This window comes from Streptomyces sp. DSM 15324 (assembly GCF_001514285.1).
Lineage (GTDB): Bacteria > Actinomycetota > Actinomycetes > Streptomycetales > Streptomycetaceae > Streptomyces.
Map to the genome: position 1 here is coordinate 543,899 of NZ_KQ949026.1, position 24,837 is coordinate 568,735.

Sequence of the window (24,837 nt, forward strand, 5' to 3'; positions counted from 1 at the left end):
GCATGACTGGCGATGCCGGGGGCCGCGTACTGCTCCTACCTGGTGCCGGGCCTGCTGGTGGCGACCGCCGCCAGCGGGGTCATGACCGGGGTGTTCCAGGCGGCGCAGGACGTCCACCGGCGGTCGGCCGGCGCGTGCTGCTGTTTCCGGTTCGCGTGCACCTGCGGTTCGCGTGCACCTGGGCCGGGATCTTCCTCGACTGCTCCCGCGCAGCGAGGAGGCGGCCGGTCAGCTCGGCGGCGCGCCCGTGCCGGAGGGCGCCGCCTGGCCGGTGGCGCATCCGGTCGCCGGGTCGCTGCTCTGGTGCGCGGTACTGCTCGCGGTGTGCGCACCGCTCGCCGTACGGCGCTACGCGCACCCCCGCGTCTGACCGACCCGGGAGCGGCGGCGGGGAGTGGGATCGCCGGGCGGGCCGTCGGGGGGTGCCGTGCCACTGCCTCCGATCACACTGCCGGGCGGGTCGGAGGCGGGGATGGGGGGACGTGCCCGCGCTCGGGGAGCACACCGAAACGCTGCTGCGTGCCGCGGGGATGACGGACGAGGAGATCGCAGCGCCGTGCCGGGACGGTGTGGTCCGCTGAGCGCGGGTCTCAGTGCCTGTGTCCGCCGAACAGGGAGCGGCGCAGCCGTCGCAGGGGTGCGAACAGCGAGACGCGGGCCGTCCTGTTGCGTGCGTGAGCGGGTTCGCGTGCGGTCAGTTCGAGCATGAGCGAGGTCGCCTCGACCGTCTCCCGTTGCGGTATGGCGGGACCCGCCAGCACCGAGAGATGGCGGTCGAGCCGCGCTTTGGTCGCGCTGCTCCCGCAGGTGATCGCAGGGACCCTCGCCCTGCTGGGCATCGTTATCTGTTCCATGTCACTCCCCACCCGTACGAGTCCACCCGGCCCGGGCAGGGTAACCCTATCGCTCCGTCCGGGCACGCGTGTATCGAGCTCTCAGGATTCACCTTCCCCGCAAGGGGGTTGACGTACCCTTTTCGATCACTCTCCGAATCCGACCGATTTCAGGGTGAGTTGGACAATGGGCTGGCTGGTGGGCTGCGCTGAGCCCCCGTCGGGTTCCACCGTCACAGCGAGTGATGTGGCGGTCTTGTCGAGACCGGTCGCGACCAAGGGCGTGTCGCCCTCGAAGAGCCCCAGGGAGCGCGGTTGCACACGGGGGCGCATGAGCCAGAGCTGGTGCACCCGCCCGCCGGCCGGCTGCCCGTATCCGCTCAAGGTGATGATCGCCTCCCCCTCGGATGCGGAAGCGATTACTCCGATACTGCGGCCCTTGGCGTCCGTGCCGGTGTTCGCCCGGGCGTCCGGAGCTGCGAGAACGTGGGCGATGTCACGTGCCTGGGCGCGCTCGGCGTTCAGCTGGTCCTGGGTGCGGTTCGCCTGCACCCCGAAGAGCGAGGCGACGACGAGCGCCGCGGCGGCGGTGGCCGTGGCGAACGGCACGAACACCGGTCGGCGCGCGCGAGGCGCACGGGAGCGTCCCGGTGCCGGCCGCGTGCCCCAGACGTGTGGGGGCAGTTGGGGCTCGTACGCACGCGCCGGCGTACGCCCGGGCTCCTGCGGGGTGGCGCGGGCGGCGGCCAGCACCCGGTCACGCATCGCGGCCGGCGGCGGCGCCGACTGGGACCAGGCCAGCCGGACGGCGTCCTCGGCCAGCGCCCGCACCTCGGCGGCGCAGTGGTCGCACTTGTCGAGATGCCTCTCGAAGCGGCGGCGCTCGTCCGGCTCCAGGGCGTCCAGGGCATAGGGCGCGGCCAGCGAGTGCAGGTCACCCCGGCCGAACAGTTTTCCGAACACACTCACGCGGCGCCTCCCAGACAGTCCCTCAGCCGCGTGAGTCCGTCGCGCATCCGGGTCTTGACCGTGCCGAGCGGCAGCTTCAGCCGGTCGGCGACCTCACGGTACGTGTAGCCGTCGTAGTAGGCGAGGGTGACCGACTGCCGCTGGAGATTGGTCAGCCGGCCCAGGCAGCGCCGCACCAACTGGCGCTCCAGGCCCGCCTCGACCTCCTCCGCCACCTGGTCGAAGGCCGGGTCGTGGTAGCGCCGGCCCTCGCGCTGCTCGCGGTCGGAGGCGGCACGGGCGCTGCGCACCCGGTCGACGGCGCGCCGGTGGGCCAGGGTGAGGATCCAGGACAGGGCGCTGCCCCGGCCGGGGTCGTAGCGGGCGGCGGAGCGCCAGGCCTCCAGGAGCACCTCCTGCGCGACCTCCTCGGACTGGGCGGGGTCCCGCACGACCCGGCGCACCAGACCGAACACCGGCCCGGACACCAGACCGTACAACTGCTCGAATGCCCGGTGATCCCCGCCAGCGACGAGCACCATCAGCTCGTCCGCCTCCATCCGGTCCCCCTCTCCACGGCCGCACCCGGGCCGTCCCGTCACACCAGGCACTCGCAACGGACACACCTCCGTCTGGGATACGGATCCGAGCGCCCGAAACGCGGGTCGGGCAGCGAAAAAAAGTTTTTTGTTTTCGACCAATCCGATCGGCCCTCCGGTCCGTATCACTGTCCGTCAGGCAAGTTGGCACAGAGGACGGACGGCAGGACGGCATGACTGCAGGTATCTCCAACAGCGGCTCGGGGCGCAAGGGCGTCGCGACTCTCATTTGTGGGGCGCTCGCCGCCGGGGGGCTCACCGCCGCCGGCGTGGCCGTTCTGGCTCCCGGAACGGCGAACGCCTCCAGCCACCGCGAGGCTCCCCTCATCTCGGGGACCCCGCAGTACGACAACACCGACTTCTACGCGTTCGTCAGCCCGGACCACCCGGACACCACGACGATCATCGCGAACGTGATCCCGTTCGAGGAGCCCGGTGGCGGCCCGAACTTCTACCAGTTCGCCGAGGACGCGCAGTACGACCTGCGCATCGACAACAACGGCGACGCGAAGGAGGACCTGGTCTTCCGCTACACGTTCAAGACGAACGTGAAGAACCGGAAGTCCTTCCTCTACAACACCGGTGTGGTCGACAGCCTGTACGACCCCGACCTGAACGTCACCCAGACGTACGACCTGACCCTGATCAAGGAGAAGAACGGCAGGGTCGAGCACGAGACCAAGCTCGCGGACGACGTGCCGGTGGCGCCGTCCAACGTGGGCAAGGCCTCGATGCCGAAGTACTCCAAGCTGCGCGACCAGGCGATCTACAAGCTGTCCAACGGCGCCAAGACGTTCGCCGGACAGGCCGACGACCCGTTCTTCGCCGACCTGCGCGTCTTCGACCTGCTGTACGGCGGTGACCTCTCCGAGGTCGGCCGGGACACCCTCAAGGGCTACAACGTCAACACCATCGCCCTCCAGGTGCCGACCGACCTGATCACCGAGTCGAAGCACCAGCCGATCGTCGGCATGTGGTCGACGATCCAGCGCGAGAACGCGCAGGGCTACTACGAGCAGGTCTCGCGCCTCGGCAGCCCGCTGGTCAACGAGGTCGTCAACCCCATCAAGGACAAGGACAAGTTCAACGCGTCCAAGCCCAAGGACGACGGCCAGTTCCTGAAGAACGTCACCAACCCCGAGCTGCCCAAGCTCATCGAGGCGATCTTCAAGATCAAGGCTCCGGCCGAGCCGCGCAACGACCTGGTCGACGTGTTCCTCAAGGGCGTCAAGGGGCTCAACCAGCCGCCGTACGTGACGCCGTCGGAGGAGCTGCGCCTGAACACCTCGATCCCGCCGGCGAAGGCCCCCAAGCGGCTCGGTGTGCTCGACGGCGACAACGCGGGCTTCCCGAACGGCCGCCGCCTCACCGACGACGTGATCGACGCCTCGCTCCAGGTCGTCGAGGGTGAGCTGGTCGGTTCCAAGAACGACCTCGGTGACGCGGTCGACAAGAACGACAAGCGGTTCGAGAACTACTTCCCCTACATCGCCCTGCCGACCGCCGGTTCGCGCGGCAAGACCGCCAAGAGCGGCGCCGACACCAAGAGCGCCCTCGGTGACGGTCTCACCACCACCTCGCAGAACACCCCGCTGATCGCCGCGTCCGCGGGCGCCGGCGCCGCGGGCATCCTCCTCATCGGCGGTGCGCTGATGTGGTGGCGCCGGATGCAGCGTCCGTCCTACCGCCGCCACTGAGGCACCGGCCGGACCCCTCGCCCGGCGGGCCGCGGAGAATCCTGCGCTCCCCGGCCCGCCCCACTCCCCCCACGAACTGGCGCGGCCCGCGTACTCATCCCCCACGGCGCGGGCCGCGCCACCCCCTCCCCCCACTCCCCCCACACCCGCAGGCCGATCCACCCCAGGCGATCTAGGAGAGGGCATGTCCCCGCGTACGAACGACGGCGAACCGGAGCACGAGCGGCCGGAATCCGGACCCACGTCCGAGGACGCCGCCGAGGTCGACATCGACCGGGGCGCGACCGCCGCCGACGTCCCCTCCAGTGCCGCCACCGCCGACGCCGGAACCGATGGCCGTACCGCATCCGATGCCGGCCCGGGTGACGGCACCGGCACCGAGGCCGACGTGGTCGACGAGCGGGTGGCCGCCGTGCGGCGGGTCGGTGCCGCCGGCCGGCGGTGGCGGCGGGTGCAACTCTGCGCCTGCGCGGCCATGATGGCGGTGGGACTGACGGCGGGTGCGGTCGCGATCGGTGCCGTGCGGGACGGTCGGGCCCCCCACGTGGCCACCGCCGCCGCCGTGTCCCCCGGCCTCCTCGCGAGCGGGAACCTCGACGCCGCCATCGCCGCGCTCCAGACCCATCTGCGCGCCCAGCCCAAGGACTACGGCAGCTGGGCCACCCTCGGACTCGCCTACGTCGAGCAGGCCCGCACCAAGGGCGACCCCTCCCGCTACCCCCAGGCCGAACAGGCGCTGAAGCGCTCGCTGTCCCTGAAGAAGGACAACGACGCGGCGCTGGCCGGCCGGGCCGCGCTGGCCGCCGCCCGCCACGACTTCGCGGGCGCGCTGACGTACGCCGACAAGGCGCTGAAGGAGAACCCCTACAGCGAACGCGCCCTGTGCTCCCGTATCGACGCCCTCGTGGAACTCGGCCGCTACGACGACGCCGGGCAGGCCGCGAACCTCGCGGACCAACGGCGCCCCGGCGTACCGGTGTTCACCCGCTACGCGTACGTCCACGAACTCCGCGGCGACGTCACCACCGCCCGTCGCGTCCTCGAACGGGCGCTCTCCGCGTCCACCACCCCCGGCGACATCTCCTACGTGGCCGCCCAGCTCGGCCAGCTCGCCTGGAACCAGGGCCGCTACGAGGAGGCCCTCACCTACTACGCCCGCGCCCTCGCCGCCGACGACACCTACCTCCCCGCGCTGGAGGGCCGGGCCCGCGCCCAGGCCGCGAGCGGACAGCGCGCCGAGGCGATCAAGGGGCTGGAGACCGTCGTCGCCCGTTACCCGCTGCCCGGCCCGCTCGTCGCCCTCGGCGAGCTGTACGAGGCCCGGGGCGCGCAGGGCGACAAGGAGAAGGCACAGAACCAGTACGCCCTGGTCGACGCCTGGACGGCGATCGCCCGCGCCAACGGCGTCAACGTCGACCTCGACACCGCGCTCGCCGCCGCCGACCACGGGGACCGGGCGACCGCCCTGCGCGCGGCCCGCGACGACTGGTCCCGCCGGCACACCGTGCACACGGCGGACGCCCTGGCCTGGGCCCTGCACGTCAACGGCAAGGACGCCGAAGCCCTCGCCTTCGCCCGGCAGGCCACGGCCACCGGCTACCGCAACGCGAGCTTCCTCTACCACCGCGGGGTGATCGAGAAGGCCACCGCTCACCCCGACGACGCCCGTACCCATCTCGCCGCCGCGCTGAAGCTGAACCCCGGCTTCTCCCCGCTGGGCGCCCGCGAGGCCCGTACCGCGCTCAAGACGCTGGAGGCGGACAAGTGAGGACCCGTCGTCTGTTCGCCTCCTGCGCGGCCGTGTTCACGGCCGGCGTCGCGCTCGCGCTGGCTCCTTCCACCAGCGCGAGCGCGCACCCCCTCGGCAACTTCACCGTCAACCGCTACGACGGTCTCGTCGCCGCGCCCGGACAGCTGCGCGTCGAGCATGTCGAGGACCTCGCCGAGATCCCGGCGACCCAGGCCAAGCCCGATCTGAAGCGGCTCGGCACCACCGAGTGGGCCCGGCAGCGGTGCGAGAGCGCCGCGAGCGGCAGCAGGCTCACCGTCGACGGCGAGGCCGTCCCCCTCACGGCCGGCCGCAGCAAAGCGGTGCTGCGGCCGGGCCAGGCCGGACTGAACACCCTCCGGGTGGAGTGCCGGCTTACCGCGGAGCTGCCCCAGAAGCGGACGTTCTCCCTCGCCTTCCACAGCGAGGGCGCCTCGACCGGCCCCGGCTGGCGCGAGATCACCGCGCGCGGGGACCGGATGACGCTGACCGGGTCCGACGTACCGCGGACGTCGGTGTCGGAGGAGCTGACCACCTACCCCAAGGAGCTGCTCTCCTCGCCCGCCGACACCGCGACCGCCGCGCTGACGGTACGCCCCGGCGGCCCGGCACTGGCCGCGGACGACGACCGGGACGCGCCCGCCGCGTCCGTCCTGCCCCGGGGCGCCGACCGCTGGACCCGCGCCCTGGACAACCTCGTCGCCCGCCAGGACCTCACCGTCGGCTTCGCCGCGCTGGCGCTGGTGATCGCCGTCGTCCTCGGCGCGATGCACGCGGTCGCCCCGGGCCACGGCAAGACCATCATGGCCGCGACGGCGGCCGCCCGCGGCGGCAAGGCCCGGATGAAGGACGTCCTGCCGCTGGCCGCGTCGGTCACCATCACCCACACCCTCGGCGTCGTCGCCCTCGGCCTGCTCGTCACCGCCGGTTCGGCGGCGGCCCCCTCGGTGATCGCCTGGCTGGGTCTGGCGAGCGGCGCCCTGGTGCTCTGCGCGGGCGTCACCCTCGCCCGCCGCGCCTGGCGCAACCGGGGACCGGGGCACGGGCACAGCCACGGCGGCCACACCCACAGCCACGGCCCCGACGGCGGCCACGCGCACGGCCACGGCCCTGACCACAGCCATGACCACAGCCACGGCGGTCCGCACGACCACGCCCCCGCCCCCGACCGCGAGCTCGCCCTCGCCGGCGCCCCCGCCGCCCGCGCGCACAGCCTCACGGAGAAGGCCCCCGCGCACCACGACCACCAGCACGAACACGACCACCACCACGCGGAACACACGCACGACCACGACCACGACCACGACCACCAGCACGACCACGCGCACGGCCACAGCCACAGCCACGCGCACGGCGGTCACACGCACACCCACGGCGGGCACACCCACACCCACGAGGTCGCCCCCACCCTGCGCGGCACGATCCTGCTCGGTTTCGCCGGCGGCATGGTCCCCAGCCCCTCCGCCGTGGTGGTGCTGGTCGGCGCCGCGGCGCTGGGGCAGGCGTGGTTCGGGCTGCTGCTCGTCATCGCGTACGGCGTCGGCCTCGCACTGACGCTGACGGCCGCCGGGTTCGCCGTGGTCAGGCTGGGGGCCGGGGCGACCCGCCTGCTGGACCGGCAGCCGCGCTGGACGACCCACCCGGTGCTGACGCTGGTCCACCGCAATCTGCCCGTCTGGTCCGCGCTGCTCGTCGTGGCGCTCGGGGCCGGACTGGTGCTCAAGGGGGCCGCATCCGTACTCGGCTGAGCTACGTTTGTGGGGTTGCGGAGGATTTCGCCCGGATGCGATGTGCGAATGGGGGACGCCGTGTCCGAAGAACCGGGCAGTGAACGTCTGATCGCGGGCCGCTACCGTCTGCTGACCCCGCTCGGCGAGGGCGGCATGGGGACGGTGTGGCGGGCCCATGACGAGGTGCTGCACCGTGAGGTCGCCGTCAAGGAGGTGCGCGCCCCGGCGGGGCTGGCGGCCTCGGACGTCGAGCGGATGTACGCCCGTCTGGAGCGGGAGGCCTGGGCCGCGGCCCGGGTCGCCAACCGGAACGTCGTCACGGTGTACGACGTGGCCGTGCAGGACGGGCGCCCGTGGATCGTCATGGAGATCGTGCGCGGGATCTCGCTGGCCGAGCTGCTGGACGCCGAGGGCCCGCTGGAGCCGGCGCGCGCGGCGCACATCGGCGCGGAGGTGCTGTCCGCGCTGCGGGCCGCGCACGAGGCCGGGGTGCTGCACCGCGATGTGAAACCGGCCAATGTGCTGATGTCGAACGACGGCCGGGTGGTGCTCACGGACTTCGGTATCGCGACCGTCGAGGGCACCTCCGCGCTGACCATGACCGGCGAGGTCATCGGCTCCCCCGAGTTCCTCGCGCCGGAGCGCGCACTGGGGCGCACGCCGGGGCCGGAGTCGGACCTGTGGTCGCTGGGCGTGCTGCTGTACGCGGCGGTCGAGGGGAACTCTCCGTTCCGGCACGACACCCCGCTGAGCACCCTGCGCGCGATCGTCGACGAGGAGCTGCCGCCGCCGCGGCGGGCCGGTCCGCTGGCGCCCGTGATCGAGGGGCTGCTGCGCAAGGACCCGGCGGAGCGGCTGCCTGCCGCGCAGGCCGAGCAGGATCTGCGGCTCGTCGCGGCGGGGGGCAGCCCGCGCCCCGGCACCCTCCGCTCGGTGCCGTACGCGCCCTACGCGCCGACCGTCTCGACGCCGCCGACCCCGGTCGAGCCCTACCGCCAGGAGCCGCCGCCGCCCGCCCCGTCGTGGGCGGACACCGGGGCGGGCCGGGAGGAACGGGGGCGCAACCGCACGGTGTTCGTCGTCGGCGTGGTGGTGCTGGCGCTCGCGGTCGCCGGGCTGACGTACGGTCTGCTGAACCGGGGCAACGACGACAAGGGCGGCAGCGGGGCGGCCACCGGCGGCCAGACGCAGGGGCTGAGTTCCACCCCCTCCCCGCACCGGAGCAGCGAGGCGTCGAGCGATGCGCCGAGCCCGAGTCCGAGCGCCTCGTCCGCCGCGCCGCAGCAGACGGTCGCGGTCTCGGTCACCGGCGCGAACACGGACTACCGCGGTTCCTGTCCCCCGCCGAACGGCTCCGCGCCGGCCTTCACGGCCACGATCACCGTGGGGCGGCTGCCCGCCACGGTGACGTACCGGTGGGTGGCGAAGGACGGCGACCTGTCCGGCCAGACCTGGAAGACGCTCGACTTCCCCTCGGGCGGCGGGAAGTCGAAGCAGGACAAGGTGGTGCTCTCGACGTTCGCGGAGAGCGGGACGTACGAGAACGCGATCCGGGTCGAGGTGAGCGATCCGGTGAAGCAGACGTCCGCGTACGTGCCGTTCTCGGTCACCTGCGAGACGGAGACCCCGACGGACGGGGCCTCCCCCTCGCCCTCTGCCTCGCCCAGTGAGTGATCAGGCCGCGCTGTTCAGTACCGGCAGGTAGCCGCCCGACTGGCCGGAGGCGGTCGGGTGGTAGGACTCTCCGATGTCGAGCAGGTTGAGGCTGTGCAGCCAGGAGCTGCCGGAGCAGATCTCGTGGCCGCTGAACGTCGTCCGCACGTCCCCGAAGGTGAAGCCGTGCGCGGTGGCGCGGCGGGCGACGGCGGCGTCGAGGTAGTCGGCCGCGTTGTTGATGGCGGAGCGCTTGGTCTCGGACAGGCCGAGGCAGACCGTGCCGAGCCGGTAGAAGCGGGGGTAGCCGAGGACGACGACCTCGGCGGCCGGGGCCTTGGAGCGGATGGCCGAGTAGACGGCGTCGAGCTTGCCGGGCAGGGTCGAGTCGACGTACGCCCGTGCGGTGTTGATGCGGCTGACGCAGGTGCTGTCGGAGCTGGTGACGCAGGTCGTCATGACATCGGCGAAGCCGGCGTCGTTGCCGCCGACGCTGATCGAGACGAGGCCGGTCGAGGAGGTGAGGCCGCCGAGCTGATGGGCCAGAACTTCATCCGTTCGGGCGCCCGAGCAGGCGGCGAAGGTGAACGACGACGGCGAGTGGGCGGCGTTCCAGAGGTACGGGTAGGCCTTGGTGCTGCGCTTGCAGCTGCCGCTGGAGCCGATGTAGCTGCCCGCGCCGACTCCGGAGGAGTAGGAGTCGCCGAGCGCCACATAGCCCCCGCTCGCGGCGAGTTGGGACGCGTGGGCGGCACTGGCCCCGGTGAGGGCGGCGGCGCCGGCGAGGAGGAATGAGCTCAGGAGTACGACAAGTCGGGAATGTCTCATGGAACCTCCCTTAGCAGGATCTCTGCCACAACGTTCGTACCAACTACGCGTGTTGACGGGAAGTGTCCATGCCAAGACTTTTCGGGCGCGCTTCACCGCCGCTGGCGCGCGGGCGCATTCCCCGGCTTCCGCGCATCGCGACACACCGCCCGCAGCCCGCAAACCGGGTGCACGAGGCGGCCCCGTGCCGGATCATGGCGAGCATGTCCGCGCACCCACACGACGCTCTGCCGATCCGGCTCACCGTCGACGACTCCGACTCCCCGTCCGATGTCGTCGACGCGCTGCTCCTCGGGCGCTTCGCGACGGGCGAGCAGCCGTACTCGCACGCGGTGAACATCGACCGCGTACGCTCCGGCGCGACCCTGCTGCCGCCGCAGGCCCGTGTGCTGCGCGTGGCCCGCGACGACGACCGCAGCGCGACCCTCGCCGAGGGCGACGGCTGGACGCTGCTGGTCTCCCGCTGGAACCGCGGCGCCGACGTCACGGTCACCGCGACCAGCGCCGAACTCGCCTCCACCGTCCTCGACGAGGCCACCGACGGCGCGGCGGACGAGCCCGAACCCCAGCCGGAGAACGTGACGATGGGCTTCTGGTACGTCTCCCCGCGGCGCGGCCCGCACCGCACCACCCGTCAGATCTCCGCCGGTACCTGGGAGGAGATCCGCCCCAACTACACGGCTCCCGTCGCCGAGGCCATGGACCGGCTGATGGCGACCACCCCGGACGACATCGCCGGCCGGCTGCTCCTGCTGCACGGCCCGCCCGGCACCGGCAAGACCTCGGCGCTGCGCACACTGGCCCGGTCCTGGCGGGACTGGTGCCAGGTGGACTGCGTCCTGGACCCCGAGCGGCTCTTCTCCGACGTGGGCTATCTGATGGACATCGCGATCGGCGAGGAGGACACGGCGGGCAAGGGCCGCTGGCGCCTGCTCCTGCTGGAGGACTGCGACGAACTGATCCGCGGCGAGGCCAAGCACACGGCCGGCCAGGCGCTGTCCCGGCTGCTCAACCTCACCGACGGCCTGCTCGGCCAGGGCCGCAACGTGCTGGTGGGTGTCACCACCAACGAGGACCTGGAGCGTCTCCACCCGGCCGTGGTCCGCCCGGGCCGCTGTCTCGCCCGGATCGAGGTCGGCCCGCTGACCCGCCCGGAGGCGGTCGGCTGGCTGGGCACCGAGGAGGGGATCGGCCGCGAGGGGGCGACCCTGGCGGAGCTGTACGCGCTGCGGCGGGGCACGTCCCCGACCGCGCTGCCGGAGCCCAGGGGCCGCTCGGACGCGGGGCTCTACCTGTAGGTGCTTTGATGGAGGTATGACCCTGTACGTCGGCACGTCCGGCTGGCAGTACAAGGACTGGCGTGAGGTCCTGTACCCGGCCGACGTGCCCGTGCGCCGGTGGCTGGAGGAGTACGCCGAGCATTTCGCCACCGTCGAGATCAACAACGCCTTCTACCGGCTGCCGTCCCGGGACACCTTCCGGTCCTGGGCCGACCGCGTCCCGCCGGACTTCGTGGTCGCGGTCAAGGCGAGCCGCTTTCTGACCCACATCAAGCGGCTGCGCGACCCGGCGGAGCCGGTGCACCGGCTGATGGACCACGCGGCCGGCCTCGGCGCCCGGCTGGGTCCCGTGCTGCTCCAGCTGCCGCCGACCCTGCGCGCCGATCCCGAGCTGCTGGACGCCTGTCTGTCCCGTTTCCCCGCCGGCACCCGGGTGGCGGTCGAGCCGCGGCACCCGTCCTGGTGGATCCCGCCGGTCCGCGAGGTCCTGCGGGCCCGGGGCGCGGCCCTGTGCTGGGCCGACGTGCAGTCCCGGCCGGCCACACCGCTGTGGCGGACCGCCGGCTGGGGCTACGTCCGCTTCCACGAGGGCCGCGCCAGCCCCTGGCCCCGCTACGGCCAGCACGCCCTGGAGAGCTGGATCGACCGCATCGCGACGACCTGGTCCGACCGCGACGACGTGTACGCCTACTTCAACAACGACCCGGGCGGCGCGGCGGTGGGCGACGCGGCGCTGTTCGGCAGAACGGCGCTGCGGGCGGGCCTGCCGGTGACCCGTACCCCCCGGGCACTGGCCACCCGCTCACGGTGACCCGTCCGTCAGCCCCGATAGGCCGCGCGCAGGGCGTCCCGCACCGCGGCCGACGCCTGCTCCTCGGTCAGCCCGAGCCGCACCACCCGCTCGGCGTAGCCCTGCGCGGCGAGCGCGGCCTCACGCTCCGCCGCCGAGCCCGCCGCGGCCACGAAGGTCCCGTTGCGCCCCCGGGTCTCGATCACCCCGTCCGTCTCCAGCGCCCGGTACGCCTTGGCCACGGTGTTCGCCGCGAGCCCCAGCGACTCGGCGAGCCCCCGCACGGTGGGCAGCCGGTACCCCACCGGGAGCGCTCCGGACCGGGCCTGCTCGGCGATCTGCGCCCGCACCTGCGCGTACGGCGCGGCGCTCTCATCGATGTGGATCTTCAAGGTCACGGCCCGATTCTCCCCCAGACCGGGCGGAAAATGGGAGGCGCGAGCCTTTCAGCCGCCCGTAGCGTGCGCTCACATGACCGTCATCGTGCGCGAACTGCGCCCCGACGCAGCTGCCGAGATCGAAGGCTTCGTCCGGGTCCGGCACGCGGCCCTGCCCTATGTGTTCTTCAGCCCGCAGTCCCTGCGGCACGCCCTCTCCCTCGTGCACCCCGGCGCCCACGCCCTCAAGCTGGTCGCCGAGGAGGACGGCGAGATCATCGGGACCGCTCAGGTGGGCCTCGCCCATGAGAGCCCGGTGCCCGGCCAGGGCTTCCTCAATGTGTACGTGGACCCGGCGCGCACCGGCCGGGGCGCGGGCGCCCTGCTGGTGCGGACCGCCGAGGAACATCTGGCGGCGCACGGGGCGACCGACCTGTACGCCTGGGTCCTGGACGAGCCCGGCAACCGGGCCTTCGCCGAGCGCCACGGTTACCGGCCGAGCCGCTCCGCGCACTTCCTGCGCCTGGATCTGGCGAACGCCGCGCTGCCGCCGCTGACGGACCCTCCGCCGGGCGTCGAACTGCGCACGGCGGCCGACTTCGCGGACGACCCGCGTCCGCTGTTCGCGCTCGACGCGGCCGTCGCGGCCGACGAACCGGGCGACATCGAGGTCGAGTTCACCGACTACGAGGCCTGGGTCGCGGAGAACTGGAACCATCCCCACCTCGACCGGGAGCTGACCTCGGTCGCCGTCGCCGACGGGCGGCCCGTCGCCTTCAGCGTGGCCCACACCGACGGCGTCGGCCGCTACGGCACGGGCATGACCGGCACCGTCCGCGACCGGCGCGGCCGGGGCCTGGCCAAGCTCGTCAAGAACCACTCCCTGCACCGCGCCCGCGCCGCGGGGTACACGGAGGCGTACACCGGCAACGACGCGGACAACGGGCCGATGCTGGCGATCAACAAGTGGTTCGGATACGAGAGGTGCGCGACGGAGGTGCGTCATGTCCGCACAGTCGGCTGACCCGGCCCGCCCGGTGGAGGTCGTCCTGGTCAAGGGCGGCCGTACGAAGATCCGTTACGCGGCGGAACTGCTGTCGGACGACGGCACGCGCATCGCCGTCCGCGCCCCCTGGGCCGGGGACGCGGCGCGGGACTTCGGCTTCGTCCGGTTCGAGGCGGGTGACGTCTTCACCGAGTACTACTGGCGGGACCGGTGGTACGCGGTGAAGGAGGTGCGGGCCGCGTCCGGTGCCCTGAAGGGCTGGTACTGCGATGTCACGCGCCCCGCCGTGTTCTCCGGCGAGGAGCGGGGCGAGCTGGTCGTGGAGGACCTCGACCTGGACCTGTGGCGCTCCGCCGACGGCACCGACGTACGGCGGCTGGACGAGGACGAGTTCGCGCAGAGCGGTCTGTCCCGGACCGATCCCGAGGCGGCCGCGGCCGCCGTGGCCGCCCTCGACGAACTGGAGTCGCTGGCCCGCGAGGGCGGCTTCTTCACGGCATTGCGGCACTGACTCCCGGCGCGGGGCCGGGGACCGTCCGGCGCACCGGGGCGGCCGTCAGACCGTCGCCACCACCGCGTACCGCTCGTCCTGCACCGGTCCGCCCCACAGGCGCGGGTCGTCCGAGAGCCGCTCCAGGCGGGTGTGCCCGGCGAGCGGGGAGAGGAGGGCGGTGAGGCGGTCCGCCGGTATGCCGACCGGGGTGACCGTCCCCCAGACGCCCTCCACCAGGACGAGCCGCCCGCCGGGCCGCAGCAGGTCCCGCCAGTGCCGCAGGACACCGGCGGGGTCGGGCAGCGCCCACAGCACATGCCGGACGAGCACGGTGTCGAAGCGTCGGTCGCCGACCGGGGGCTCCGCAGCGTCACCGAGGAGGAACACCGCGTCACGGCCGGCGAGTTTGGCGCGGGCCCGCTCGATCATCGGCGCGGACAGGTCGACCCCGGTGACGCGGTGTCCCTGTTCGGCGGCGAGGAGCGCGAGGCTCCCCGTGCCGCAGCCGAGGTCGAGGACGTCACCGGCGCGGCCCGGGAGCCAGCCGCGCAGCCGCTCGGCCCAGGCGGCCCGGACCTCGGGGTCCCGCAGTCCGTGGTCCGGTTCCTCGTCGAAGCCCGCCGCCTCCGCGTCCCAGTCGACACGCACCGCAGTCATTTCGTCACCTTTCCACCCGTGTGCCCCGAAGTGACACCCGCCACTGACACTCGAATCGTGACACCCGCCACTGACAGAGCGAGGTTCGATGAGGAACCCTCCCGGAAAGGGTCTACCTCCGTGGGATCACGGCACTCGGTAGCTCTGAAGGAGGCAGCCATGCGCCGCACTACTGTGCACAAGCCCCTGAGGAAGACGGAATCCCGCCGGATCCGGGAAGAGGCGGACGAGCGCCCCGCCGGGCGCCCCGAGGTGCGAAAGGACATCGCGCGCACCTGGTGGCCGGACGGGTGAGAGGGCCGTGCGGCCCTCAGCCGAGCCGTTTGCGGTAGTGGAGCCGGTCGTAACCGCCGTCGACACGCCGCCCCACCAGCTCGTAGCCGTACCTCGGGTAGATCTTCTGGTTCTCCCACATCAGCGCGTTCGTGTAGAGCCTGACCTCGGCCAGGCCGAGCGCCCGCGCGTGGGCGTCCACGAAGTGCAGCAGCCGCCGCCCGACGCCCCTGCCGTGGGCGTCGGGGTGGACGGCGATGCTGTCGAGGAACAGGTGGTCGGGGAACGCCTCGACGACCACCAGGCCCACCACGGGGTCCCCGGTCACGAACACCTTTCCCGCGGCGACCTCGGCCGCGTGGTCCGCCCGCATGGGCAGCGGCACGAGGCCGATGCGCTCGATGTAGGGCGTGTACGCCGCGTCGGTGACCGCCTTCACGGCCGTCACGTCGGCCGCCGTGGCGGGCCGGATGTCCTCGCTCGTCATACGCCCACGGTAGCTACCTGAGCTGCGGCTCAGCGCTCCCTTAAGGCAGCCCTAAAGATCGCCGCAGGCCTCGCTCGGCAGGCGTTTTCTACGGTTGGTTGGTTCCGGCACCCATCGGCACCGGTTTCCCCTCCGGCTGATCGAACCGGCGGGGCCTGACCGGCGGCTCAGGCCGGACAGGCCCCGCCGGGGGGCCTTTCGGGTCAGCTCAGGGCGGACGCGCAGGTGGTGGGGGTGGCGCGGGCCGGGTCGAGCGCGTTGGCCACCTCGTGGAAGGCGATCCTGTCGAACAGGCCGATCGCCACGTGCTCGGAGAGGTCGAGCGGGCACAGGTCCTGCAGCAGGACGTTGTTCACGTCGGATCCGCTGAGGTACTGGCTGCGCCAGGGGGTCGCCACCTCGTCGTACTGGGTGGCGATGACCGTGTAGTGGACGCCGGGGACGGTGTCGCCGCCGGTGTTGAGCTTGGCGAGGAAGGCCGAGCCGGGGATCTGGTCGGCGAGGCCGGGGGTGGCGGCGGAGATGAGGTCCTCGGCGCCGGGGAAGTAGGGCAGCAGGTGGGTGAGCCCGCTGAGGCTGGCGCCGTGGTTGTCGGGGGCGAGGCCGACCAGGGCGTTCACCTTGGCCGCCCCGCCGAGGAACTTCAGGTAGTAACGGGGCATCATGCCGCCCTGGGAGTGGCCGACGAGGTCGGCCTTGGCGGCGCCGGTCGCGGAGAGCACCTTGTCGACGAAGGCGGAGAGCTGTTCGGCCGACTTGTCGATGGGGCCGAGGCCGTGGAAGACCGGGACGCCCGGCAGCCGGCCGTAGTCGAGGGAGTAGACGCAGTAGCCCCGGTCCTCCAGGTAGGGGGCGAGGGACAGCCAGTTGTCGACCGAGTTCCCGAGGGTTCCGTGGACCAGGACGACGGGGCGGGGGTGGGCGGCGGAGGGCTTGCAGCTGTAGTCGTTCCAGCCGCTCGACGAGGTCGCGGCGGTGGGGGAGGCGTGGGCGGCGGAGGCGGGGACCGTGGCGGCCGCGGCTGCCAGCAGTAGTGCGGTGAGGGGTCTGAGCAGTCGCTTCCAGGGCAGCATCGGGGGATCTCCTTGCGGCTCAAGGGGAGGTGCGATGGCCGTACGCCCTGTGATCCGGATCACCAGGATGCTGTTCACTCATCAAGTTACGATCGAGTAGCTGATGTGTGAAGTTACGCGTCAGTAAAAACTTCCAGTGGTAATAAGCGGCGACCGGGCCTGACCATCCGTCACCGGGCGGGCCGGACCGGGCACTCCGCGCGGTCGTGGGCGGCGCGGAGTTCCGCGCGGGTCAGCTCCGGCCGTCGGCCCATCTCCTGACGAGCGGCCTCCCGGTGATTCAGGCGGCCAGCGTCCCCGGGATCAGCGCCCCCGGCCCGAACTTCGCCCGCACCCGGTCGGCGACCTCCTCGATCCGGCGGACCTTCTCGTCGGCGGCATCGAAGGTGAGCTGGTAGGAGGCCTGGTCGGCGGGGCCCAGCGCCTCCGCGCGCAGGACGACCGCCCGGACCCGGGCGCGCTGCAGCCCGAGCGCCTCGTACAGGGAGTAGGCCGCCCTCGTCAGGGCCGCCGAGTGCGCGGTGGGCTCCCCGAGGGTGCGGCTGCGGGTGGTGGAGGACCGGTCGGCGTAGCGCACGGTGAGGGTCAGGGTGCGGCAGACCTTCTCCAGCGCGCGCAGCCGGGCGCCCAGCTCCCCGGCGGCGGACAGCAGGGCCCGGCGGTGCCGGTCGGCGTCCAGCTCGTCGCGGCCGAAGGGGCGTTCGGCCGCCAGCGATCGGGAGACGGCGTTCGGGACGACCCGGCCGCGGTCGATCCCGCTCGCCTTCTCCCACAGCTCCCGGCCCGCCTTCGCGCCGACCAGACGCTGCAGGGTGGACAGGGGCGCGGCGGCGACCCGACCGAGGGTGTCGAGGCCGTACTCGCCCAGGGTGCGGGCGGTGGCCGCCCCGACGCCGGGCAGCGCGGCGACCGGTTTCCCGGCGAGGAACTCGCGTACCCGGTCGGCGTCTTGCGGGACGGTACAGGTCAGCCCCGGCCGGGCGTCCCGCAGCGCGATCCGGGCCAGCATCGGGCCGGGACCGGCTCCGACGGCGCAGTCGACGCCGTACAGCGCGAGGGCGCGGACCCGGATCACCGCGGCCAGTTCCACCGCGCTGCGCCCGAAGTACCGTTCGGCGCCCCGCAGATCGGCCAGCGCCCCGTCCGGCGGCAGCGCCTCGACGACCGGTGTGAACTCCTCGAGCAGTCCGAGCAACCCCGGCAGGGCCGCCTCGGCCTCGTTCCGCGCAGGCGGCTGGAAACGTACGCAGAGGATGGTCATCCCGCACTCCCCGGACTCTGGTGCCACAACTTCCGTACCGTCGAAGGCCCTTGCGAGGCCTCCTGTCCCGCGGGCCGCAGATCGGCCCAGGGATGGAGTTCGTATCCGGTGGGCAGACGGATGCGCCTGCCCCCTGTCGAATCGCCCGACCCGGCCGGCCCCTTCGCCCCCTCCCCCGTCCCCGTGCCCGCCTGCGGCCCCGGTTCCGCGAGCCGGGCCGCGACCTCGTCCAGCCCGCCCGCGGCGCGCAGTTCGACCAGTTCGGCGAGGTTCCAGGCGGTGGAGCCCACCACGCTCAGGCTGCGCGGCCCGCGCCGCTGCACCACTCCGCGCACCAGCAGCAGCCAGGAGTGGAAGACGGTGTGCGCGCAGGCGTCGTGTGAGTCGTCGAAGAAGGCGAGGTCGACCAGGCCCGTACCGTCGTCCAGGGTGGTGAAGATGACCCGCTTCCCGGACCGGATCGGCGGGGTCTGGGTGGCCGCCTTGACGCCCGCGACCAGCACGGTCTCCCCGTGCCGCGCCTCCCGCAGCCGCCGCGCCGGGACCACGCCCAGTTCGTCGAGGAAGGCCCGGTGATCGTCCATCAGATGCTGTGAGGCGTCCATGGACAGCACGCCCAGCTCGGCGCTGAGCCGCTCGGCGAAGGACAGGTCCGGCAGCCCGGCGGGAGCCGTCTTGCGCCCGCCCGCCAGGGGGAGTTGACCGCCGCCCGCGCCCCGGGCACCCCGGTGCAGTTCGGTCAGGTGCAGTTGCAGGTCCCGGCGGTTGGCGCCGAACTCGTCCAGGGCGCCGACCTGTGCGAGCCGTCCGGCGAGCGGGCGGCTCGGGCGGGCCCGTTCCCAGAAGTCGAGGAGCGAGGCGTACGGCTGTCCGTCCGCGACCCGTGCCGCCTCCGCCTCGCTGATGCCGTGCACGTCGGAGAGGGCGAGCCGCAGCCCCCACACCGAGGGGGACCCGGACACCAGTTCGATACGGTGGGCGACTCCCGACCGGTTCACGTCCAACGGCAGGATCGGCACCCCGCGCCGCCGCGCGTCCGCGAGCAGCAGCCGCTTCGGGTACATCCCGGGGTCGTGGGTGAGCAGCCCGGCGTAGAAGGCGGCCGGGTGGTGCGCCTTCAGCCACGCCGACTGGTACGTCGGGACGGCGAAGGCGACCGCGTGCGCCTTGCAGAAGCCGTACGACCCGAAGGCCTCGACGATCTCCCAGGTCCGCCGAATCGTCTCCGCGTCATAGCCGTTCGCCGCCGCGTGCTGGGCGAACCACACCTTGATCCGCCCCTGTGACTCCGGATCGGACAGCCCGCGCCGCACCCGGTCCGCCTCGCCGCGCCCGCAGCGGGTCATGATCGCGACGATGTCGATGATCTGCTCGTGGAAGACGACGACCCCGTACGTCCCCTTCAGCGGCTCCTCCAGATCGGGGTGCGGGTAGCGGACCGGCGCCCGCCCGTGCCGTGCCTCGATGAACGGCCGCACCATGTCGGCGGCGACCGGCCCGGGCCGGAAGAGGGAGATGTCGACGACCAGGTCGTGGAAGGTGGCCGGCTGGAGCCGCCCGACCAGGTCGCGCTGGCCCGGCGACTCGATCTGGAAGCAGCCCAGCGTCTCGGTCGACCGGATGAGCCGGTACGTCGACGGGTCCCCCGGCGCCACCGCGTCCAGGTCGATCCGCTCCCCCGCCGCCCGCTCCACCTCGGCCACCGCGTGCGCCATCGCCGACTGCATCCGCACCCCCAGCACATCCAGCTTGAGCAGCCCGAGGTCCTCCACGTCGTCCTTGTCGAACTGCGCCATGGGCAGTCCCTCGCCGCTGGTCGGCACGACCGGCGTCCGCGAGAGCAGGGAGGCGTCGGAGAGGAGGACCCCGCACGGGTGCATGGCGATCCCGCGCGGCAGGGCGTCGAGCGCCTCGACCAGCTCCCAGAGCTTTCCGTACCGCTCCTTCTCCGCCGCCAGCGCCTTCAGCTCGGGCAGTTCCTCCAGCGCCGCCCGGGCGTCCCGGGCCCGGATGTGCGGGAAGGACTTGGCGATGCGGTCGATGTCGGCGGGGTCCATGGACAGAGCCGCGCCGACGTCCCGGACGGCGTGCCGGACCCGGTAGGTCTCCGGCATCGCGACCGTCGCGACCCGTTCGGTGCCGAACCGGCCGATGATCGCCCGGTAGACCTCGATCCGGCGCGCGGACTCCACGTCGATGTCGATGTCGGGCAGCACGACCCGCTCCTTCGCCAGGAACCGCTCCATCAGCAGCCCGTGTTCGACCGGGTCGGCGTGCGCGATGCCGAGGAGGTGGTTGACGAGGGAGCCCGCGCCGGAGCCGCGCGCGGCGACCCGGATGCCCAGGTGCCGTACGTCGTCGACGACCTGGGCGACGGTGAGGAAGTAGGAGGCGAAGCCGTGGTGGGCGATGATGTCCAGCTCGTGGTGCATCCGTTCCCAGTAGGCGCGCCGGCCGCTGTAGCCGTACCGCACCATGCCCGCCGCCGCCCGGGAGGCCAGCGCCCGCTGGGCGGTGCGCCGGCCCGCGCCGACGAGGTGCGGTTCGGGGAAGTGGACGGTGCCCATGCCGAGGTCGTCCTCGGGGTCCACCAGGCACTCGGCGGCCGTGGCCCGGGTGCGCTCCAGCAGCCGGCGGGCGGTGTCCTTCCGGAAGCCCGCGGCCTCCACGATCCGCTCGGCCGCCGCGGCCATGGCGTCCGCGCCCTTCAGCCAGGCCTCGCCCGAGTCGAGCTCCCCGGACGGGTCGACGGGGACGAGTCGGCGGGCGGCGTCCAGGATGTCGGCGACCGGGCCCTGGCCGGGGTCGGCGTAGCGGACGGCGTTGCTGAGGACCGGGCGGATCCGCTGTTCGGCGGCGAAGCCGACAGTGCGGGCGGCCAGCCGCAGGGAGCCGGGGCCGGTGCCCTCGCGGCCGTGCCAGACGGCCTCCAGGCACAGGGCGTCGCCGTACACCTCGCGCCAGGGGGCGAGGAGCTTCGCGGCGCGGTCCGGGCGCCCGGCGGCGAGGGCCCGGCCCACGTCGGAGGCGGGGCCGAGCAGGACGGTGAGACCGTCGCCGTGGTTGCCGGTCCAGGGCAGCACCGGGACGTCGCCCTCGGCGTGGGCGGCGGTGACGATCCGGCACAGGTCGGCCCAGCCCCGGGCGCCGTCGCGGGCGAGGAAGGTGACGCGGGGGGTCGACTCGTCGATGAAGGCACCGCCGCGCACGGGCGTGCGGCGCCTCTCCCGCCGTACGTCACCGTCCTGCCGTACAGGCCCGGCGACCGCCAGGTCCACGCCGAACAGCGGGCGTACGCCCGCCTTCGCGCAGGCCTTGGTGAAGCGGACCGCGCCGGCCAGGGTGTCGCGGTCGGTGAGGGTGAGGGCGTCCATGCCCCGCTCGGCGGCGCGCTCGGCCAGCCGGTCCGGGTGCGAGACCCCGTGGCGCAGGGAGAACCCGGAGACGGTGTGCAGATGCGTGAAGCCTGGCACACGCACCTCCCACGCTCACGCCTCGAACATCAGTTCCCTAATCCCTCACCTCCACCATAGACCAATTCCCGAACATCTGTACGACTACCCTCCGGTTGCTCTCCGGCTCCCCTCCGGCTCCTCTCCGGACGCCCCTCACCTGTGCAAACGCAGGAACCAGGCGGTCAGCCGATCCGGGCGCCCGTCGCCGACAGCGCCTCCGTCACCGGCTGGAAGAACGTCTCGCCACCTGAGGCACAGTCGCCGCTGCCGCCGGAGGTCAGACCGACCGCGTCGTCGCCCGAGAAGAGCGGGCCGCCGCTGTCGCCGGGCTCGGCGCAGACGTCGGTCCGGATGAGACCGTCGACGATGTCGCCGTTGCCGTAGTTCACGGTCGCGTCCAGACCGGTGACCGTGCCGGAGTGGACCCGCGTGGTGGAGCCGCTGCGGGTGACGCGCATGCCCACGGTGGCCTCGACTGCGCCGGTGATCGGCTGGGCCGAGCCGTCGTGGAGGTCGACCTCGCTGGGGTGGGGCACGTCGGCGGTGTACCTGACCAGGCCGTAGTCGTCGCCGGGGAAGCCGGAGACCGCGTTGGCGCCGATCACGGTGCCGGAGGAGTCCGACCAGGTGGAGACAGCCTCGGTGCAGTGCCCGGCGGTCAGGAAGTACGGCTCGCCGCCCTTGACCACGTTGAAGCCGAGCGAACAGCGGCCGCCCCCGCCGCTGATCGCGTCGCCGCCGGCCACGAAGGGCTTGAACTCCCCTTTGGTCCGCCGCAGTTCGGCCTTGCCGCCGAGCCCGTCGACCACCTCGGCGAGCTTCGCCCAGGCGGCGGCCGAGACGGTGCGGTCGGCGGTGACGACGACCTTGTCGGTGCGCGGGTCGGTCACCCATGCGGTGCCGGGGACGGCCGCGTCCGACCTGAGGACGGTACGGACGCCGGCCAGTTCGGCGAGGGAGTGCTCGACGATTCTCGCCTTGGCCCCGGCCGCCTCGACGGTCCTCGCGGCGGCCGCGTCGAGCACGTTCACCACGAGGCTGCGGCTCCTCGCGTCGTAGTAGGTGCCCGCAGCGTCGGCGCCGAGGTCCTCACCGAGGGTCGAGGCGAGCTTCCCGGCCGCGAAGGCCGAGAGAGGGGCCGGCCGCGGACCGGGCGCCGGTTCGCCGGCGTTCGCGGTCTGGAAGGTGACCGCCGCCGAGACGAGCGCGGCGACACCCGCGCCCGCCGTGACCGTCCGCCGTCGGAATATGCGTCGGTGCTGCAATTCGCGTCCTCCTGCGGGGGATCGGCCCGGACGGCTGTGGGGGCCGCACGTGCCGAAGAGGGGCCGGTTGACGGCAGGCCACTCTTCCGAAGGACACGGGGAGCACACAAGGTTGACTCCGGGACGCGCACAGGGTGGGCACTTCACGCCCCTCGCGCCTTCACCACCCCGTTCGCACTGCAAACGTCCCGGGCGCCACGACCGGCCGCTTCCCTGCTCCGGCGCGGGAGCCGGTGCGGAGCCCCCGCACGGCGGTTCACGTGCGGGGGCCGTCGAGCGGTGCCTTGGCGGCGCCGCGGGGATGTGCTTAGAAGACGCTCACGCCGTACGCGCTCAGGGCCTCCGTCACCGGCTGGAAGAAGGTCGTGCCGCCGGAGGTGCAGTTGCCGCTGCCGCCGGAGGTCAGACCGTAGGCGATGCCGCTGGTGGAGTACAGCGGGCCACCGGAGTCGCCGCCCTCGGCGCAGACGTTGGTCTGGATCAGGCCGTAGACGATGTCTCCGCCGCCGTAGTTCACCGTGGCGTTCAGCGCGGTGACCTTGCCGCTGTGGATACCGGTGGTCGAGCCGTCACGGTAGACCGTGGCGCCGACGCCGGGCGTGCCCGCGCCGGTGATGTCCGTGTTGCCCGCGGTGCCGGACTTGGTGACCGAGCTGTTGGTGTAGCGGACCAGCGCGTAGTCGTTGGTCGGGAAGCTGTAGTTGACGTTCGTGCCCAGCACCGTCGACTGCCCGGAGTTGGAGTACCAGGTCGAGGCGACCTCGCCGCAGTGACCGGCGGTCAGGAAGTAGTAGGTGCTGCCGCTGACCACGTTGAAGCCGAGCGAACAGCGGTAGCCGCCGCCGTAGATGGCGTCGCCGCCCGCGATGAGCTTGTTGAACCTGCCGGGGGTGTGCTTGATCGTGAGGGCGCCGGCGTTGCCGCCCGCGGCCTCCTTGATCTTCGCGATCTCGGCGTCGGAGACCGTGCCGTCGACCGTGACGAGAAGACGGTTGGCCTTGTCGTCGACGGCCCAGGCGGTGCCCGGGACGTCCGCCTGGAGCACGGAGGCGCCCGCGCTCCTCAGCTGGGCGGGGCTGAAGGTGGCGGTGTCCGCCGCGCTCGCGTGGGGGATGGCGAGAGCGGCTGCGGCCACGAGTCCGGTGGTGACGGCGATCAGCCGGCTCCGTCTCGAGATACCGCGGGTGGGGGTGGTGGGGGTGGTGCGCTTGATCCTCACGTTTCGTTCCCTCCTGAGGGAAGTCGGGGGCCCGTCGTGTGGGGTCGGGGCCCGTGAGGCGCAGCCAGGATCAGACATTCGTCCGGTTTTCAGACACGCCGTGACCCTGACAAGCGCTGAGGGGGAGTATTCGGCCGAACGGCCGGTCGGCACAAGGGCACCTTTCGGCCGTCAGACCGTGAACGAACTACGTGAGTTGAGCCCTCTTCGAGGCCTCTTGCCCCAGCTCAGACCAGGTTGCGCTCCCCTGCCTCGATCTCCACGTCGAGAGTGTTCCCCGGCGGCGGGAAGGGGCAGATGAAAGCGTCGGCGAATGCACACGGAGGCAGTACGGCACGGTTGAAGTCCACGGTCGTACGCCCCTCGTCGTCGGGGGCACCCGGATGGAGGAACCGGAACCGATGGCTGCTCACCCCGCTGGTGGCGTCGGCGAACACCGCCCACAGCGAGCCGTCGCCCTGCACGGCCACCTGGAGCGTGTGCCCCCGCCCGTCGAGGGCGAACGCCAGTTCGCCGCCGAGCCCGAGGCCGCGCTCGCGTCCGTCGGCGTTCGGGACCCGCACGGTCCGGTCCTCGGCGTACGGCGTGAAGCGCCCCGGCACCGACCAGCGCGCCTCGTACGGGCCGGCCGCCACGCCCCGGAACAGGCGCCGGGCCTCGGTCGCGGGGTCGAAGTCGCGCACTCCCCAGACCCCCTCCCGCACCAGCACGACCAGCCGCCGCTCCCCGTGCGCGACCCGGGCCGCGTCCACCGCCCCCGGGTCGGCGCCGAGCCGTACCGTTCCGCCGAACGGCCGTCCGTCCAGGGTCAGCCCGTCGCTCTCGGCCGCCGTGAGCACCACGCCGTCCTCTTCCGGCGTCCAGACCCCGGGGGTGTCCGGAAGTCGACCGTCCGGAAAGTCCTCCAGCCAGAAGGTTCCGGTGAGCGCGAGGGGGCCGTAGGGCGCAGCGAGCGTCTCCAGCCGGTGTTCGTGCCAGCGCTTCCACTGGTCCGGTGCGTCCGCCGCGTCCGCCGCGTCCGCCGCGTCCACCGCATCGGCCGCGTTCGCCGTGTCGGCCGTGTCCGCCGTGTCGGCCGCGTCGGTCGTGTCCGCCGCGTCGGTGCCGGTCGCGGCCGTCGTGTCCGTCGCTTCCGTCGTCATATG

General features: G+C 72.8%; 22 protein-coding genes and 2 pseudogenes. 11 read left to right on the top strand and 13 right to left on the bottom strand.

The genetic code is table 11. The features are described from left to right. Window positions 1-6: 6 nt before the first annotated feature. Together AQJ58_RS45875 and AQJ58_RS44430 are read left to right on the top strand one after the other, a co-directional pair. Window positions 7-370, top strand: a pseudogene (locus AQJ58_RS45875) (ABC transporter permease); the annotation flags it as partial. A gap of 6 nt (window positions 371-376) precedes the next feature. After that, window positions 377-581 (top strand): annotated as a pseudogene (locus AQJ58_RS44430) (CoA transferase); the annotation flags it as partial. Between the two features lie 9 nt (window positions 582-590). Here AQJ58_RS44430 and AQJ58_RS16445 read toward each other — a convergent pair. The 3 genes from AQJ58_RS16445 to AQJ58_RS16455 all read right to left on the bottom strand — a co-directional run bounded on the left by AQJ58_RS16445 (window position 591) and on the right by AQJ58_RS16455 (window position 2,341). After that, window positions 591-854 (bottom strand): hypothetical protein, encoded by a 264-nt coding sequence (locus AQJ58_RS16445; protein WP_079078963.1) that lies wholly within the window; start codon window positions 852-854, stop codon window positions 591-593. A gap of 126 nt (window positions 855-980) precedes the next feature. After that, window positions 981-1,802, bottom strand: a complete 822-nt coding sequence (locus AQJ58_RS16450) for an anti-sigma factor (protein WP_067250733.1) — start codon at window positions 1,800-1,802, stop codon at window positions 981-983. Beyond that, on the bottom strand, window positions 1,799-2,341 hold the full coding sequence (locus AQJ58_RS16455; RefSeq protein WP_067250736.1) for a sigma-70 family RNA polymerase sigma factor: 543 nt from the start codon (window positions 2,339-2,341) through the stop codon (window positions 1,799-1,801). Before AQJ58_RS16455 ends, AQJ58_RS16450 begins: the two co-directional genes overlap by 4 nt. Window positions 2,342-2,553: 212 nt before the next feature. Here AQJ58_RS16455 and AQJ58_RS16460 point away from each other — a divergent pair, with 212 nt between their 5' ends. From AQJ58_RS16460 to AQJ58_RS16475, 4 genes are all read left to right on the top strand, one after another. Further along, window positions 2,554-4,077: a DUF4331 domain-containing protein gene (locus AQJ58_RS16460; protein ID WP_199844597.1), complete on the top strand. Its 1,524-nt coding sequence runs from the start codon at window positions 2,554-2,556 to the stop codon at window positions 4,075-4,077. A gap of 184 nt (window positions 4,078-4,261) precedes the next feature. Continuing rightward, window positions 4,262-5,845: a tetratricopeptide repeat protein gene (locus tag AQJ58_RS16465; protein ID WP_107122060.1), complete on the top strand. Its 1,584-nt coding sequence runs from the start codon at window positions 4,262-4,264 to the stop codon at window positions 5,843-5,845. Continuing rightward, on the top strand, window positions 5,842-7,593 hold the full coding sequence (locus AQJ58_RS16470; protein ID WP_067250739.1) for a sulfite exporter TauE/SafE family protein: 1,752 nt from the start codon (window positions 5,842-5,844) through the stop codon (window positions 7,591-7,593). Before AQJ58_RS16465 ends, AQJ58_RS16470 begins: the two co-directional genes overlap by 4 nt. Window positions 7,594-7,653: 60 nt before the next feature. Continuing rightward, window positions 7,654-9,249 (top strand): serine/threonine-protein kinase, encoded by a 1,596-nt coding sequence (locus AQJ58_RS16475; protein ID WP_067250950.1) that lies wholly within the window; start codon window positions 7,654-7,656, stop codon window positions 9,247-9,249. On the opposite strand, the gene AQJ58_RS16480 is transcribed toward AQJ58_RS16475, so the two are convergent. After that, on the bottom strand, window positions 9,250-10,056 hold the full coding sequence (locus AQJ58_RS16480; RefSeq protein WP_067250741.1) for an SGNH/GDSL hydrolase family protein: 807 nt from the start codon (window positions 10,054-10,056) through the stop codon (window positions 9,250-9,252). Window positions 10,057-10,259: 203 nt separating this feature from the next. Between AQJ58_RS16480 and AQJ58_RS16485 the strand changes: the two genes are divergently transcribed. Together AQJ58_RS16485 and AQJ58_RS16490 are read left to right on the top strand one after the other, a co-directional pair. Beyond that, complete coding sequence (locus AQJ58_RS16485) at window positions 10,260-11,354, top strand: DUF5925 domain-containing protein (RefSeq protein WP_067250952.1); 1,095 nt, start codon at window positions 10,260-10,262, stop codon at window positions 11,352-11,354. Between the two features lie 16 nt (window positions 11,355-11,370). Further along, complete coding sequence (locus AQJ58_RS16490; RefSeq protein ID WP_067250744.1) at window positions 11,371-12,147, top strand: DUF72 domain-containing protein; 777 nt, start codon at window positions 11,371-11,373, stop codon at window positions 12,145-12,147. Window positions 12,148-12,155: 8 nt separating this feature from the next. On the opposite strand, the gene AQJ58_RS16495 is transcribed toward AQJ58_RS16490, so the two are convergent. Further along, complete coding sequence (locus AQJ58_RS16495) at window positions 12,156-12,524, bottom strand: GntR family transcriptional regulator (protein WP_067250746.1); 369 nt, start codon at window positions 12,522-12,524, stop codon at window positions 12,156-12,158. 73 nt (window positions 12,525-12,597) lie between these two features. Between AQJ58_RS16495 and AQJ58_RS16500 the strand changes: the two genes are divergently transcribed. Further along, the gene (locus AQJ58_RS16500; RefSeq protein WP_067250748.1) at window positions 12,598-13,527 is read left to right on the top strand and encodes a GNAT family N-acetyltransferase; all 930 of its coding nucleotides are present in this window, start codon (window positions 12,598-12,600) and stop codon (window positions 13,525-13,527) included. Beyond that, complete coding sequence (locus tag AQJ58_RS16505) at window positions 13,508-14,020, top strand: ribonuclease FAU-1 family protein (RefSeq protein ID WP_067250751.1); 513 nt, start codon at window positions 13,508-13,510, stop codon at window positions 14,018-14,020. Before AQJ58_RS16500 ends, AQJ58_RS16505 begins: the two co-directional genes overlap by 20 nt. A gap of 45 nt (window positions 14,021-14,065) precedes the next feature. Here the strand turns inward: AQJ58_RS16505 and AQJ58_RS16510 are convergent, their stop codons facing one another. After that, complete coding sequence (locus tag AQJ58_RS16510; RefSeq protein ID WP_067250754.1) at window positions 14,066-14,659, bottom strand: class I SAM-dependent methyltransferase; 594 nt, start codon at window positions 14,657-14,659, stop codon at window positions 14,066-14,068. A gap of 159 nt (window positions 14,660-14,818) precedes the next feature. Here AQJ58_RS16510 and AQJ58_RS45360 point away from each other — a divergent pair, with 159 nt between their 5' ends. Then, window positions 14,819-14,953 (top strand): hypothetical protein, encoded by a 135-nt coding sequence (locus AQJ58_RS45360; RefSeq protein WP_107122061.1) that lies wholly within the window; start codon window positions 14,819-14,821, stop codon window positions 14,951-14,953. A gap of 16 nt (window positions 14,954-14,969) precedes the next feature. Here AQJ58_RS45360 and AQJ58_RS16515 read toward each other — a convergent pair whose 3' ends face one another. The 7 genes from AQJ58_RS16515 to AQJ58_RS16545 form a co-directional block, all read right to left on the bottom strand. Further along, the gene (locus tag AQJ58_RS16515; protein ID WP_067250757.1) at window positions 14,970-15,419 is read right to left on the bottom strand and encodes a GNAT family N-acetyltransferase; all 450 of its coding nucleotides are present in this window, start codon (window positions 15,417-15,419) and stop codon (window positions 14,970-14,972) included. 203 nt (window positions 15,420-15,622) lie between these two features. Further along, window positions 15,623-16,492, bottom strand: a complete 870-nt coding sequence (locus tag AQJ58_RS16520) for an esterase/lipase family protein (protein WP_067250759.1) — start codon at window positions 16,490-16,492, stop codon at window positions 15,623-15,625. Between the two features lie 280 nt (window positions 16,493-16,772). Continuing rightward, complete coding sequence (locus tag AQJ58_RS16525; protein WP_067250761.1) at window positions 16,773-17,753, bottom strand: DNA polymerase Y family protein; 981 nt, start codon at window positions 17,751-17,753, stop codon at window positions 16,773-16,775. Then, window positions 17,750-21,226, bottom strand: coding sequence for a DNA polymerase III subunit alpha (locus tag AQJ58_RS16530; protein WP_067250764.1), 3,477 nt, complete (start codon window positions 21,224-21,226; stop codon window positions 17,750-17,752). Before AQJ58_RS16530 ends, AQJ58_RS16525 begins: the two co-directional genes overlap by 4 nt. Window positions 21,227-21,390: 164 nt before the next feature. Beyond that, complete coding sequence (locus AQJ58_RS16535) at window positions 21,391-22,473, bottom strand: S1 family peptidase (protein WP_067250766.1); 1,083 nt, start codon at window positions 22,471-22,473, stop codon at window positions 21,391-21,393. Window positions 22,474-22,780: 307 nt separating this feature from the next. After that, on the bottom strand, window positions 22,781-23,692 hold the full coding sequence (locus AQJ58_RS16540; RefSeq protein ID WP_067250769.1) for a S1 family peptidase: 912 nt from the start codon (window positions 23,690-23,692) through the stop codon (window positions 22,781-22,783). Window positions 23,693-23,919: 227 nt separating this feature from the next. Further along, window positions 23,920-24,834 (bottom strand): DUF1684 domain-containing protein, encoded by a 915-nt coding sequence (locus AQJ58_RS16545; protein WP_079078964.1) that lies wholly within the window; start codon window positions 24,832-24,834, stop codon window positions 23,920-23,922. Window positions 24,835-24,837 lie beyond the last annotated feature (3 nt).